Annotated in this window: 14 protein-coding genes and 4 tRNA genes; 13 read left to right on the top strand and 5 right to left on the bottom strand. The window is 73.1% G+C overall.

What is annotated here, in order from left to right; all coding sequences use genetic code 11:
• Positions 1-21: 21 nt before the first annotated feature.
• From KHA85_RS04605 to KHA85_RS04595, 3 genes are read right to left on the bottom strand one after another with little or no spacing between them, the layout of a single operon-like run.
• Positions 22-816, bottom strand: coding sequence for an ABC transporter permease (locus KHA85_RS04605; protein ID WP_213184937.1), 795 nt, complete (start codon positions 814-816; stop codon positions 22-24).
• Positions 813-1,592 (bottom strand): molybdate ABC transporter substrate-binding protein, encoded by a 780-nt coding sequence (gene modA, locus KHA85_RS04600; protein WP_213184936.1) that lies wholly within the window; start codon positions 1,590-1,592, stop codon positions 813-815. Before modA ends, KHA85_RS04605 begins: the two co-directional genes overlap by 4 nt.
• A gap of 11 nt (positions 1,593-1,603) precedes the next feature.
• Complete coding sequence (locus tag KHA85_RS04595) at positions 1,604-2,098, bottom strand: YajQ family cyclic di-GMP-binding protein (RefSeq protein ID WP_007630882.1); 495 nt, start codon at positions 2,096-2,098, stop codon at positions 1,604-1,606.
• 131 nt (positions 2,099-2,229) lie between these two features.
• Here KHA85_RS04595 and KHA85_RS04590 point away from each other — a divergent pair.
• From KHA85_RS04590 to lbtBC, 6 genes are all read left to right on the top strand, one after another.
• Positions 2,230-2,312: transfer RNA gene (locus tag KHA85_RS04590), tRNA-Tyr, on the top strand.
• Between the two features lie 200 nt (positions 2,313-2,512).
• On the top strand, positions 2,513-3,517 hold the full coding sequence (locus KHA85_RS04585) for a polyprenyl synthetase family protein (protein WP_236885168.1): 1,005 nt from the start codon (positions 2,513-2,515) through the stop codon (positions 3,515-3,517).
• Positions 3,514-4,374 (top strand): phytoene/squalene synthase family protein, encoded by an 861-nt coding sequence (locus tag KHA85_RS04580; protein ID WP_213184935.1) that lies wholly within the window; start codon positions 3,514-3,516, stop codon positions 4,372-4,374. Before KHA85_RS04585 ends, KHA85_RS04580 begins: the two co-directional genes overlap by 4 nt.
• The gene (crtI, locus tag KHA85_RS04575) at positions 4,371-6,059 is read left to right on the top strand and encodes a phytoene desaturase family protein (RefSeq protein WP_213184934.1); all 1,689 of its coding nucleotides are present in this window, start codon (positions 4,371-4,373) and stop codon (positions 6,057-6,059) included. Before KHA85_RS04580 ends, crtI begins: the two co-directional genes overlap by 4 nt.
• Entirely contained in the window at positions 6,056-6,400 is a 345-nt protein-coding gene (locus KHA85_RS04570; RefSeq protein ID WP_131886244.1) for a lycopene cyclase domain-containing protein, read from the top strand. Before crtI ends, KHA85_RS04570 begins: the two co-directional genes overlap by 4 nt.
• Complete coding sequence (gene lbtBC / locus KHA85_RS04565) at positions 6,397-7,731, top strand: C(50) beta-cyclic carotenoids biosynthesis protein LbtBC (RefSeq protein WP_131886245.1); 1,335 nt, start codon at positions 6,397-6,399, stop codon at positions 7,729-7,731. The genes KHA85_RS04570 and lbtBC overlap by 4 nt, the downstream gene beginning before the upstream one ends.
• A 99-nt stretch (positions 7,732-7,830) precedes the next feature.
• Here the strand turns inward: lbtBC and KHA85_RS04560 are convergent, their stop codons facing one another.
• Positions 7,831-8,553 carry a glycosyltransferase family 2 protein gene (locus KHA85_RS04560; protein WP_131886246.1) on the bottom strand — a complete coding sequence of 241 codons (723 nt, stop codon included), beginning with the start codon at positions 8,551-8,553 and terminating at the stop codon, positions 7,831-7,833.
• Between the two features lie 131 nt (positions 8,554-8,684).
• Here KHA85_RS04560 and KHA85_RS04555 point away from each other — a divergent pair.
• Positions 8,685-8,757: transfer RNA gene (locus KHA85_RS04555), tRNA-Thr, on the top strand.
• Positions 8,758-8,799: 42 nt separating this feature from the next.
• Positions 8,800-8,873, top strand: a tRNA-Met gene (locus KHA85_RS04550).
• An 83-nt stretch (positions 8,874-8,956) separates the two neighbouring features.
• Here KHA85_RS04550 and KHA85_RS04545 read toward each other — a convergent pair.
• The gene (locus KHA85_RS04545; protein WP_213184939.1) at positions 8,957-10,690 is read right to left on the bottom strand and encodes an acetolactate synthase; all 1,734 of its coding nucleotides are present in this window, start codon (positions 10,688-10,690) and stop codon (positions 8,957-8,959) included.
• A gap of 181 nt (positions 10,691-10,871) precedes the next feature.
• Here KHA85_RS04545 and hadA point away from each other — a divergent pair, with 181 nt between their 5' ends.
• From hadA to nusG, 5 genes are all read left to right on the top strand, one after another.
• On the top strand, positions 10,872-11,267 hold the full coding sequence (gene hadA, locus KHA85_RS04540; protein ID WP_063971823.1) for a (3R)-hydroxyacyl-ACP dehydratase subunit HadA: 396 nt from the start codon (positions 10,872-10,874) through the stop codon (positions 11,265-11,267).
• Entirely contained in the window at positions 11,264-11,737 is a 474-nt protein-coding gene (locus KHA85_RS04535) for a MaoC/PaaZ C-terminal domain-containing protein (protein WP_213184933.1), read from the top strand. The genes hadA and KHA85_RS04535 overlap by 4 nt, the downstream gene beginning before the upstream one ends.
• Positions 11,738-11,909: 172 nt before the next feature.
• Positions 11,910-11,982: transfer RNA gene (locus tag KHA85_RS04530), tRNA-Trp, on the top strand.
• Positions 11,983-12,019: 37 nt separating this feature from the next.
• Entirely contained in the window at positions 12,020-12,358 is a 339-nt protein-coding gene (secE, locus tag KHA85_RS18425) for a preprotein translocase subunit SecE (protein ID WP_061228431.1), read from the top strand.
• A gap of 64 nt (positions 12,359-12,422) precedes the next feature.
• A complete protein-coding gene (gene nusG / locus KHA85_RS04520) occupies positions 12,423-13,325 on the top strand; it encodes a transcription termination/antitermination protein NusG (RefSeq protein ID WP_213184932.1) in 903 nt (300 codons plus the stop codon).
• Positions 13,326-13,354 lie beyond the last annotated feature (29 nt).

Below are 13,354 nucleotides of genomic sequence, written 5' to 3'. Positions count from 1 at the left end.
GTCCGGGCATCGGGGGACGGGTCAGTCACGGCCCGCCACCGCCCGGCGGGCGACCAGCGCCGAGACCACCATGAGCACCGCTGCCACCGCGATGAGCAGGACGGCCAGGGCGAGGGCGGTCTCGGTGTCGGTCTCGCGACTGAGATAGATCTCCAACGGCAGCGTCCGGGTGGTGCCCTGCAGGGAGCCGGCGAAGGTCAGCGTCGCGCCGAACTCGCCGAGCGCGCGGGCGAACGACATCGTCGCGCCGGCGACCAGGGCGGGCAGGACGAGCGGCAGCGTCACGGTCGCCAGGACGCGGGACGGGGAGGCGCCCAGCGAGGCCGCCGTGCGCTCGAGCCGCGCGTCCACCGAACGCAGCGCGCCCTCCAGCGCCACCACGAGGAACGGCATCGCGACGAAGGTCTGCGCGATCACCACGGCCGCGGTCGTGAACCCGATCTCGACCCCCAGCACGGACAGGTGCCGGCCCACCACGCCTGTGCGGCCGAACGTGATGAGCAGCGCCAGGCCCGCCACGACCGGGGGCAGGACCATCGGCAGCGCAGTGACGGTGCGGGCCACGGCCGCCAGCGGCCCACGACTGCGGGACAGCAGCACGGCCAGCGGGGTCCCCAGCAGGACGCACAGCACGGTCGAGAGCGCGCACGTGCGCAGGCTGAGCCACGCGGCGTCGCGGGCGGCCTCGGAGGTCAGCAACTCGGGGACCCGGGCCCACGGAACGCGCACCGCCATCCCGGCCAGCGGCAGTGCGGCCAACAGCACGGCCACCGCGGCAGCGACGAGCAGCCACCGGGGAAGCGGCGGACGGGTCACGGCGGCCCGAACCCGTGCTCGGCCAGCACCGCACGCCCGGCGGGACCGGTGACGGCGTCGACGAACCGGCGGGCGGGCCCGGAGTCCGCAGCGCGGTCGAGGACGGCGATCGGATAGACGTTGGGCGCGGTGTCGGCCCCGGCGATCGGGACCTGCTCGACCCGGTCGGCGGCCGCGAGCGCGTCGGTGACGTAGACGATCCCGGCGTCGGCCTCCCCGGAGGTGACTTTGCCGCGCACGTCGGTGACCGCGGACTCCTCACTCACCGGGCGCAACTCGACCCCGACCGCCTCGGCGAGCTCCCGCGTCGCGGACCCGCACGGCACGCCGTCCGCGCAGACGACCAACCGGGCGCCGTCCAGGGACGCGTCGAGCCCGGTGATCCCCGCGGGATTACCCGGCGGGGTGATGAGCGTGAGCACGTTGGTGGCGAACGGAACGGGTTCGGCGGCGACCAGCCCGGCGTCGACGGCACGGTTCATGGTCGCCACGTCCGCGGCGGCGAACACGTCCGCGGGGGCGCCGCCGGCGAACTGGTCGACCAGGCCGTTGGACCCGCCGAAGCTCAGCCGGATCGACACACCGGGCTCGGACCTCTCGACCTGTTCGGCGATCTCCGTGAACGCCCCGCTCAACGAGGCGGCGGCGAACACGGTCAGGTCGCCGCCCTCGTCGTCGTCGCCGCCGGACGCACACCCCGCGAGCAGGGACAGGCCCACCACGGCGACCTTCGCGGCGGCGCGGCACCGGCGGCCGACCGCGCCCGGGGAGCCCACGGCCCGGCCGATCAGCGGTAGTTGGTGAACTGCAGCGCCACGTCGAAGTCTGCGCCCTTGAGTAGCGCGATGCACTCCTGCAGGTCGTCGCGCTTCTTGGACGACACGCGGATCTCCTCGCCCTGGATCTGCGCCTTGACGCCCTTCGGGCCCTCGTCGCGCAGAAGCTTGGTGATCTTCTTGGCGTTCTCCTTGTCGATGCCCTGCTTGAGCGACCCGACCAGGCGGTAGCCCTTGCCCGACGCCATCGGCTCGCCCACCTCGAGGGCCTTCATGCTCAGCCCGCGGCGCACCAGCTTCTCGATGAACACGTCCTTGGCGGCCAGGACCCGGTCCTCGGAGTTCGCGGTGATCTCGACGGCGTCCTCGCCCTTCCACTCGATGGCGGCGTCGGTGCCGCGGAAGTCGTAGCGGGTGCCCAGCTCCTTGGCGGCCTGGTTGAGGGCGTTGTCGACCTCCTGGCGGTCGAACTCCGAGACGATGTCGAACGAGGACTCCGAGGCCATGGACGCGCTCCTGTCGTTGGTGGGTGGCTCGTGGCCAGGCTACCCGCCCCGTCGGACCACCCCTGACCATCCCGATTTGGCACGCGGGGGCAGGTGCGTTGTATCGTGTCGTAGCGCCCTTGAGGGTGCACGCCAGATTGCCCGAGCGGCCAAAGGGAGCGGATTGTAAATCCGTCGGCTTATGCCTACGTTGGTTCGAATCCATCATCTGGCACGCGAGACCCCTGCCACAAGCGGGGGTCTTCGTGCATTTCGGGGCACGTCGCGCGCACATCCGTGAAAATGTGGGCACGCGCGGCTCCGGTGACACGTCCCCGCCCCGACCCGTCACGCCGCATCTCGTCGACCAGAATCGAGGTGAGACGTATCCACGACGGCCCCGGCTCCGAACAACCGGACATGACCCTCGTCTCGATGACCGCAGCCCATCGGATCACCGCCCGCGGCCTGCCGCCCGGACTGGGGCAGGGGGTGGACGACTGGCTCGGCGACCTGGAACGCACCACGCGCGCCGGCAAGGGCATGCGGTCCACCCTGTTCGACGTCGTGTACACCACCGCCGGCGGGTCCGACGAGACCGTGCGGGCCGCCGCGGGCCGGGCCCTCGAGCTGCTGCACGAGGCGTTCCTCGTCCACGACGACCTCGCCGACGGGGACGACCACCGCCGCGGCCAGCCGAACCTGCAGGGCCGCACCACGACGCGGGCCGCCGAGCGCGGACTGCTCGCCGAGTCGGCCGCGCACCTGGGGATGGTCGGCGGGCTGCTCGGCGGGGACCTGCTGCTCGTGGCGGCGATGTCCGAGTTCGCGCGCCTGCCCGTACCCGCGCCGACGCTGCACCGTGTGCTGGACGAGGTGCACTCGGCGGTCGTCGCGTCGGTCGCCGGCGAGTACGCGGACGTCCACGGCGCCTCGGAGGACGCCCCCGCCGGGTGCGAGCGGGCGCTGGCGATCGGCACGGCCAAGACCGCCGCCTACTCGGTGTGCCTGCCGCTCGTGCTGGGCGCGGTCCTCGCCGGCGCGCCCGAGGAGATCGTCGACCCGCTGCGGGAGACCGGCCGCCATCTCGGCACGGCGTACCAGGTGGTCGACGACGTGCTGGGCGTGTTCGGCGACCCGGCCGTGACGGGCAAGTCCAACTCCGGCGACCTCGTCCGTCGCGCGCCGACCGTGCTGCTCGCGTACGCGCGAACGACCGGGGCGTGGCCGCGGATCGACGCCGCGCTGAACCGGTCCGACCCCGACCCGGACACCGCGCGCGAGCTACTACGCGAGTGCGGCGCGGGGGAATACGCCCTGGGGATCGCGGAGGACCTCGTCACCGCCGCCCGCGCCGCCCTGGACTCGCCGGCCGTGCCGCCGGCCGTCCGTGAGGCGCTCGAATCCCACCTGGCCACCGCCCTGGAGAGGACCCGATGACCCAGCAGAGCCCCCACGCGGAGTTCACCGACGCCGCCCGCCGGTGCAGCGAGGTGATCCTGCGCCGGTACTCGACGTCGTTCGCGCTGGCGTGCCGTCTGCTCGCGCCCGCCACCCGCCCGCACGTCGCGGCGATCTACGCGTGGGCGCGCGTGGGTGACGAGGTGGTCGACGGTGCGATGGACGACCCGGTCGCCGCGCGGGAGCTCATCGCCGAGACGCGCCGCCGGACACACCGCGCGATCGACCGGGGCCTCGACCCGGATCCGGTGACGCACGCCTTCGCCGACACCGCGCGTCGGTTCGGGATCGACGCGCGTCTGGTGGATCCGTTCTACGACTCGATGGAGGCCGACCTGGACGTCACCGAGCACACCGAGGAGTCTCTGCGTCGGTACATCCACGGGTCGGCGGAGGTCATCGGGGAGATGTGCCTGCGGACGTTCGCCGGTGGGGGACTGGGTGACGACGACGAGATGGCCGCCGGAGCGCGCGCACTCGGAGCGGCGTTCCAGAAGGTGAACTTCCTCCGCGACATCCGGGAGGACTCGCTGGAACTCGGTCGCAACTACCTGCCGGGTCGGGACCCGCGGGCGCTGACGGAGGGGGACGTCCGCGAGCTCGCCGACGAGGTGGACGCGGACCTGCGCGTCGCGCGGGCGGCGATCGACCGGATCCCGGGCCGTGACCGCCTGGCGGTGGCGGCCGCGCACGACCTGTTCGCCGAGCTCAACGCCCGCCTCCGCGCGGCGGGCGCGGCCGGGGTGAGCGCGGGCCGGGTGCGGGTGCCCGACCCGGTCAAGCTCGCCGTGATCGGCCGGGCCGCCGCGGGCCGCAGCCGGGCGGTGGCGCGATGAGCCCCCGGCACACCCCGGACGGGCCCGTCGTGGTGGTGGGCGGCGGCATCGCCGGCCTGGCCACCGCCGCGCTGCTCGCCCGCGAGGGCCGTGACGTCACCCTGGTCGAGGCCACCGACGAGGTGGGCGGTCGCGCGGGCAGCTGGTCGGCGGGCGGGTTCCGCTTCGACACCGGACCCTCGTGGTACCTCATGCCCGAGGTGTTCGACCACTTCTTCCGCCTCTGCGGCACGTCCGCCGACGAGCAGCTCGACCTGGTCCGCCTGGACCCCGGGTACCGCGTGTACTTCGAGAACCGGCCCGACCCGGTCGACGTCCGCTCGGACCGCGCGGCGTCCACTGCCCTGTTCGAGTCGCTCGAGGCCGGCGCCGGACGGGTGCTGGGGAAGTACCTCGACTCGGCGCGCACGACGTACGACCTGGCGCTCAAGCGGTTCCTCTACACCAACTTCACGTCGTACCCGGCGCTCGTGCGCCCGGACGTCGTGGCCCGGGCCGGCAGCCTGGTGGCGAGGCTCGTGCAGCCGCTGCATTCGTACGTGTCGCGGCGCTTCTCCGACCGGCGCATCCAGCAGATCCTCGGCTATCCGGCAGTGTTCCTGGGCTCCTCGCCGTACCTGGCGCCGTCGATCTACCACCTCATGAGCCACCTCGACCTCACGGACGGCGTCCTCTACCCGCGGGGCGGGTTCACCGAGGTGATCGCCGCCGTGCGCAGGGTGGCCGAGGAGCAGGGGGTGCGCATCCACACGGGCACCGAGGCGATCGAACTGGTCACCACATCCGCCGGCGCCGCCGGGCGTGGGGGCGGCCGGGCGCGCCCCCGTGTGCAGGGGCTGAGGGTGCGCGACCGGGAAGGGGCGGAGCGGACGCTGCCGGCCGGCCTCGTCGTCGGCGCCGCCGACCTCCACCACCTCGAGACCCGGTGGCTCCCGGAGGACCTCCGCACGTACCCGCAGAAATACTGGGACGCCAAGACGCCCGGGCCGGGCGCGCTGCTCATCCTGCTCGGCGTGCGCGGCGAACTGCCGCAGCTCGCACACCACACCTTGCTGTTCACCGACCGCTGGGAGGAGGGGTTCGACGCGATCTTCGGCGACGACCCGCACATCCCCGACCCGGCGTCGCTCTACGTCTGTCGACCCAGTGCCACCGACACCGACCCGGCAGCCGGGATCGCGCCGGAGGGCCATGAGAACCTCTTCGTCCTGGTCCCCATCCCCGCCGACCCGTCCCTCGGCCACGGCGGGGTGGACGGGGCCGGTGACGCGGTGATCGAGGCCGCCGCCGACCGCGCGATCGCCCAGATCGCCGAGTGGACGGGCGCCGACGACCTCGCCGAGCGGGTCGTCGTGCGGCGCACCATCGCGCCCGCCGACCTCGAGGCCGACCTCGGCGCCTGGCGCGGCACGGCGCTGGGGCCCGCGCACACGCTCGCGCAGAGCGCGTTCTTCCGTACCCGCAACCTGAGCAAGCACGTGGACGGCCTGTTCTACGCGGGGGCCTCGACGATCCCCGGAATCGGCCTGCCGATGTGCCTCATCAGCGCCGAGCTCGTGCTCAAGCACGTCCGCGGGGACACGAGCACGGCGCCCGTGGCCGAGCCCGGCGGGGGCACGGTGTTCGATCGGGCCGCCGCCGGCGGGGGCGCGGCGTCGGGCGGGGGCACGGTGTTCGAGCGGTGATCGGGTTGGCGTACCTGGCGGTCCAGGCCATCTCGTTCGCGGGCATCCTCGTCATCGACCACCGCTGGAAGCTCGCGGCGTTCCGCGCCCCGGCGGCCACCGCGCTCGCCGTGACCGCGTCGGTGGCGCTGCTGCTGACGTGGGACGTACTCGGCGTGCGCAGCGGCGTGTTCTTTCGCGGGCAGACCGACTTCATGACCGGGCTGCTCGTGGCGCCGGAGATCCCGCTCGAGGAGGTCGTGTTCCTGGCGTTCCTGTCGCACCTGGCGCTCGTGTGCGCGACGGGTGTGGTGACGGCGGTCGAGCACGTCTCGGCGCGGCGCGCGGGGGAGCGCCAGTGAACATCTACTCGACCATCAACTTCACCATGGCCATCCCCGTGGTCGCGGCGGCGCTCATCGCCCTGTGGCGCCTGCGCGGCGACGACCGGCGGCGCTGGCTCATCGGGGTCGGCGGCTCGCTCGTGGTGCTGCTCGTCCTCACGGCGATCTTCGACAACATCATGATCGCCGCCGGGCTCGTGGCCTATGACGACGCCCTCACCAGCGGCATCCGCCTCGGCGTGGCGCCGATCGAGGACTTCTCCTACGCGATCGCCGCGGCCGTGTTCGTGCCGTCGGTGTGGTTCACGCTCACCGCCCGGCCTCGCGCGCTGGCGGCGGGCCGGGCCGCCCCGAGCTCCGCGGCCGCCGCCGTCGGGGGCTCGCCAGCGGCCGCTCCCGGGGGTGGCGCCGTGGTGGGTGACGCGCCGGGACGAGGCGGCGACGACGACGAGGTCCGCAGCCCCGGCCGGCCCGCGCCGCCCGGACTGCTCACCACCCTCTTCTGGTCGTCCCGCCCGGTGTCGTGGGTGAACACCGCCGCCCCGTTCGCGCTAGCGTACTTCCTTGCGACGGGTGGGTTCGACCTGCTGGGCGTGATCGGGACGGTCTTCTTCCTGGTGCCGTACAACCTCGCGATGTACGGGATCAACGACGTCTTCGACTACGAGTCCGACCTGCGCAACCCCCGCAAGGGCGGCGTCGAGGGCGCGGTGCTCGACCGCTCCCTGCACACGCCCACTCTCGTGGCGTCCGCGGTGACGACGGTGCCGTTCCTGGTCTACCTCGCGGTGGTCGGGACGCTGGAGTCGTCGCTGTGGCTGGCGGCGAGTGCCTTCGCGGTGATCGCCTACAGCGCCAAGGGGCTGCGGTTCAAGGAGATCCCGTTCCTCGATTCGGTGACGTCGGCGTTCCACTTCGTGTCCCCGGCAATCGTCGGCTGGACCATCGCCGGGGCCGAGCTCAGCGGCGGCGTGTGGGCGTGCCTCATTGCGTTCATGCTGTGGGGCGCGGCCTCGCAGGCGTTCGGGGCGGTACAGGACGTGCGCTTCGACCGCGAGGCGGGCCTGAAGTCGGTCGCCACCGTGCTCGGCGCGCGGGCCGCGGTGTGGTTCGCGCTGGCATGCTACGCGGCCGCCGTGTTGGTGCTGCTGATAGCGGCGCCGTGGCCGGCCTCGGGGGCGGCGTTCGCGATCCTGCCGTACCTCGCCACGGTGGCCGCCTACGGGCGGGTCACCGACGCCACGGCCGAGGCGACCAACGAGGGCTGGAAGCGCTTCCTGGTGCTCAACATGCTCGCGGGCTTCTGCGTGACGCAGTTGATCCTCTGGTCGGTGCTCGTCTGGGCGTGAGCCGGGCGGGCAGTCCGGCAGCGCGTGTGCTGGCGGAGTGCTCGAGCCGTTGGAGCCGCCCGCCCCCGCCCGCCCCGCTGTGGCCGGCGCCGCGCCGGATCAACGCTGGACGCGCTCCAGCCACCGCTGCGACGGCGGGCTCGTGCGCCAGTTCCGGAAGATCGTGCGGAACGCCCGCGAGAAGCGACGGCGCATCGCGGCGGGGTCGTCGAACGGCCTGGCCGAGATGCCCACGGCGAGCGAACGGTCCACCCACAGCCGGTCGCGGGCGCCGAACTGGAACGACAGGTCGATGTCATCGTGCAGTTCCGGATCGGTGCGGTCGACCCCGTCGCGGACCCGCTCCCACGCGCTGCGGCGCATCGCCAGGTTCGAGCCGAACAACACCGGGTGGGCCATCGCGGAGCCGACGGACAGGAAGAACGCGTCCATGTAGAGCAGCTTCGCCGCCCGGGCACGCCACCCGATGAGCCCGATGAACTCGCCCGGCCCCGAGACCGCCACGAGCTCGGTATCGGCGGCGAACGCGGACTCGATCCGTGCCAGCCAGTCGGGGCCGGGGCGGGAGTCCGCGTCGAGTCGGGCGATGACGTCGCCCGTCGCCGCGTCGTAGCCGGCGGCGGCCGCTGCGGGGATGCCGCGCACGGGCTCGTCGACCACGCGGGCACCGGCGGCCCGCGCCACCGCGACGCTGTCGTCCGAGCAGCCGTTGTCCACCACCACGACCTCGTCGGGGGCCCGTGTCTGCGCGGCGAGCGCGGCCAGGCAGCCCTCGAGCTCGCGGGCGTCGTCGAGAACGGGGATGACCACGGAGATGCGCACCCGCCCATCCTGCCAGCGGCGCCGGAGATCAGCCCTCTCACCGGCGGATTTGTGCCGCGTTCGGCGGTGTGTGTAATCTGCTAAAGGCTTCAGCGCCGAGCGGTTGGGAGACCAGCAGCAGAGCGTAGCCCGCCCCCTTAGCTCAGTCGGCAGAGCGTTTCCATGGTAAGGAAAAGGTCGTCGGTTCGATTCCGACAGGGGGCTCGCACTGTGCGGGGCGGCTCGATCGTCCGACTGGCAGGGCATGCCGGTGTAGCTCAGCTGGTTAGAGCGCACGACTCATAATCGTGAGGTCGGGGGATCGAGTCCCCCCACCGGTACAACGTCCATCGAAGGCCGTCCGCATCGCCGCGGGCGGCCTTCGTCGTTCCACTCCCCGAGCCCGCTCACACCCCGAGTCGACTCACACCCCGAACGTCGAGCGCGGGTACATCGCGTCCACGTCGGTCACGACGTTCACCAGGTACGGCACGTCGCTGGCGAACGCGCGGTCCAGGGCCGGCCCGATCTGCGCGGGGTCCGTCACCATCTCGCCCGCGCCACCGAGGGCGCGCACGACCTCGTCGTAGCGGGTCCGCGGAGCGAGGTCGGCGATCACGTCGTAGCCGTACAGCATCTGCATGGGCCCCTTCTCCAGGCCCCACGCCCCGTTGTTGCCCATGATCATCACCACGGGCAGCCGGTGCCGCACGAGCGTGTCCACGTCGATGAGCGAGAACCCGGCGGCGCCGTCGCCGAGCAGCAGCACCACCTGGCTGGACGGCCGGGCTATCCGGGCCGCGATCGCCGCCCCCAGGCCCGCGCCGAGGCAGCCGAACGGGCCGGGGTCGAGCCAGTTGCCGGGCCGGGCGGGCTCGATGAACTTCCCGGCGTAGGACACGAAATCCCCGCCGTCGCCGATCACGACCGCGTCCTCCGCCAACCGCGGCAGCAGTTCGCCGTAGATCCGCGCGGGGTGGATCGGGTCGGCGGCCGCGGAGAACAACTTGAGGTCCGCGGCGTGGGCGGCGTCGGCCTTCTCCCGCAGCGACGTCGCCCACCCGCTCCAGTCCGGTCGGCCCGCGCCGGTCCGGAACCGACGGTCCACGGACTCGACCAGCGCGTCCAGCACGAGCTCCAGGTCGCCCGCGGTCGCCACGGCGGGCGAGGCGTGAGGACTGAGCTGCGCGGGGGAGTCGGCGATGTGCACGACGGTCGCGGGCGTGGCGCCCTCCTTGCCGCCGAACACGCCGTAGCTCAGCCGGAAGTCCAGGGGTGTGCCCACCACGATCACCACGTCGGCAGCCCCGAACGCCATGCCGCGGGCCTTGCCCACGAGCAGCCGGTGGCCGGCGGGCACGATGCCTCGGCCCATCCCGTTGGGGATCACCGCCAGCCCGAGCGTCTCCACGCACCGCAGCGCGGCGTCCTCGGCGCCGTCGGCCCACACGTCCGAGCCCAGCACGAGGACGGGCCGCTCCGCGCGGACGAGCAGGTCGGCGATCCGGTCGACGGCGTCGGTGTCGGGGAGGCGGTCGGTGCCGAGGGAGCGGTCCGGCCAGGCCCCATCCGAGTCACCGACCGCGCCGAGCGGCGGGCCGAGCGGCGTGCCGTCGTCGGTGTATCCCGGCCCGGGCCGCGCGGAGGTGCACCGGTCGAAGAAGTGGTCCATGTGCACGTCGAGGAACGTCGGTCCGCGGTGGGCGGTGCGGGCGGCGGTGAACGCGCGGTGGGTGGCGGCGGCGATATCGGCCGTGTCGCGGGCGGTCTCGGCGGACACGGTCACCGACCGCACCACCGGGACGTGGTCGAACTCCTGCAGGCTGCCGGTGCCCCAGCGGCCGGCTGGCGCGCGTCCGCCGAGGACCACCATCGGGGCGCCGGAGAACGAGGCCTGCGCCAGCGCGGACACGCCGTTGGTCACCCCCGGACCGGCGGTGAGGACGGCCAGGCCGGGCGAGCGGGTGAGCTTGCCGGTGGCCTCGGCGGCGAACGCGGCGGTCTGCTCGTGCCGCACGTCCAGCAGCGCGATGCCGTGGCCCTCCTTCTCCGCGGCGTCGTACATGGGGAACACGTGCGCCCCGGAGAGGGTGAACATGGTCCGCACCCCGTGGGCGGCCGCGACGGCCGTGGCGTGGGATCCGCCGTGCCCCTCCACCGGTGTGGGGGCGTCTCCGCCGGGCCCGCCCGGCGATCGCCCAGCTTTCTCGTGCCCGGCCCGCGGGGCCGGCTTGTCGTGGCTCACATCGCACTCCCTGCTCGACTGCCCCCACCGTAGGAGGCGGGGACGGGTCGTATCAGCGGTTCCGCGCACACGCCCTCGGGTAGCGTCAGGGGCTGTGAGCACAGACAACGCTGATGACCTCGTCGTCGTCGCCGATCCCGTCACCGTGACCGACGCGGTGGTGTCACGGTTCGCCGAGGCCGTCGGCGCGCCCGCCGGTCAGGTCCCCGCGACGCTGGCCGCCGCCCTGACCGCCCCGGTCCAACGCGCGGTGATGGAGCACCCCGCGCTGCGCATCGACCTCGCGCGGACCCTCCACACCGCCCAGTCGAGCGAGCACCACCGGCCGATCCGGGTGGGTGACGTCCTCACCGCCACCGCGACGGTCACCGGCGTGCGGTCGGCGCGTGGCGGGCGCATGATCGGCTTCGACACGGTGCTGCGCGACGCCGATGGCGAGCCCGTCCAGACCCTGACCAGCGCGTTGCTCACCGCGGAGGTGGAGGCGTGACCGGGCCGGAGGAGACGACCGGGCCGGAGGGCACGACCGGGGCGACGGGGGCGACGACGACGAGTCCCGCGGCCGGCGACGCCCTGCCCCCGCGGACAGTGCCGGTCCGGCGGGAGGACCTGCGTCGCTACGCCGAGGCGTCGGGGGACCACAACCCCATCCACCTCGACGACGGGGCAGCGCAGGCGCTCGGCCTGCCCGGTGTGGTGGCGCACGGGATGCTGACCTCGGCCCTGGCGATCGGGGTCGTCGCCGAGTGGGCCGGGGGCGCCGATCGCGTCCTGGCCACCTCGTTCCGGTTCGCCGCCCCCGTGGTGGTGCCGGCCGACGCCCCCGCGCTCCTGGCGGTGGCGGGGACGGTGAAGAAGGTCGCCGAGGACGGCTCGAGCGCCGACGTCGCGCTGGTCGTCACCAGCGGCGGGGCCAAGGTGTTCGGCAAGGCGATCGTCACGGTCGCGCTCGGGGACTAAGAGGGCCGGGGGAGCCGATTTCGGGGCGCCGGGGCGGCTGTCGTACACTGAGATGCCCGACCGAACGTGGTCGCGACCCGCGCTGCCCCCGGGCAGTCGCCGACACTGTAGAGTCGAGGCGATCGTGCGGTCCGCTACGCGGGACGGTACGGGTGGTCGGGAAACCGGCCGAAGGGGCGTAGCTCAACTGGCAGAGCAGCGGTCTCCAAAACCGCAGGTTGCAGGTTCAAGTCCTGTCGCCCCTGCACTTCCCCGCAAGCCAGACGACCCGGAGGTAGCCGCGTGAGCCAGGATCGCGACGACGACGTCGACACCCGCGGCGCTCGCGACTCCGAGGCCGCCGCCGTTCCCACGGGTAAGGCCGGTCGTGCCGACACGGCCGTCGCGGGCCGGGTCCGCACGGACGCGGACAAGCCGGAGGACACGCGGACCGCCCGCGCGAATCCCGTCAAGTACCTCAAGCAGGTCGTCGAGGAGCTGCGCAAGGTCATCTGGCCCACGCGCAACCAGATGGTCACCTACACCATCGTGGTGTTCCTGTTCCTCATCTTCATGACCGCGCTCGTCTCGGGCGTCGACTTCGGCGCGGGCAAGCTCGTCGAGCTCGTCTTCGACCGCTAGAGACCTGCCGCTGAAGGTCCGGGGTGAGATCCGGACCGCCGACTTCGAGAGGACCGCATTTTCCGTGAGCGACATCGATCAGAGCCCCGGGGCCGAGGACGCCGAGCACGCCGCCGCCGAGCAGGCCGAGGACGAGACCGTCGCGGCCGGCGCCGAGCTCGACGAGGACGCGGCCACCGACGCCGAGCCCACCGAGATCGACGAGGACGTCGAGGGCGACATCGTCGAGGAGGGTGACGAGGACGTCGCCGAGGCCGAGCTCGACGAGTCGGCCCTGCAGACCGACGACGTGAGCGACGACGCCCCCGCCGAGGAGTCGCCGGCCGAGCCGGCCACGCCCGCGATCGACCCGGTCATCGCGTTCAAGCGCCAGCTGCGCAAGCTGCCCGGCGACTGGTTCGTCATCCACTCGTACGCCGGGTACGAGAACAAGGTGAAGGCCAACCTCGAGACCCGCGCCGTCACCCTCGGCGCCGAGGACAAGATCTTCCAGGTCGAGGTCCCGGTGGAGGAGTACACCGAGGTCAAGAACGGTCAGAAGAAGACCGCCAACCGCAAGGTCCTGCCCGGCTACGTGCTGGTGCGCATGGAGCTCGACGACGAGTCGTGGGGCGTCGTGCGCAACACCCCCGGCGTCACCGGCTTCGTCAGCGCGACCGGCGGCCAGGGCGGCAGCCCCACCCCGCTCTCCCTGAGCGACGTGGCCAAGTTCCTGGCGCCCAAGCCGGAGAAGAAGGCCGCCGCCGCGGGCGCCGCCGACGGCGACGCCGGGATGGTCCCGCAGAACGTCGAGGTCGAGTTCGAGGTCGGCGAGTCGGTCACCGTCATGGACGGCCCGTTCGCCACCCTGCCCGCGTCGATCTCCGAGGTCGACCCGGCCGCCCAGAAGCTCAAGGTGCTCGTGTCGATCTTCGGCCGCGAGACCCCGGTCGAGCTCGGCTTCAACCAGGTCGAGAAGATCGACTGACACGCACGAACCTCCGGCGACCCGCCCCG

This window comes from Dietzia massiliensis, assembly GCF_018390595.1.
Classification (GTDB): domain Bacteria; phylum Actinomycetota; class Actinomycetes; order Mycobacteriales; family Mycobacteriaceae; genus Dietzia; species Dietzia massiliensis.
Note: the sequence above shows the minus strand (reverse complement) of the source record. Positions and strands in the feature narration are given on the sequence as shown.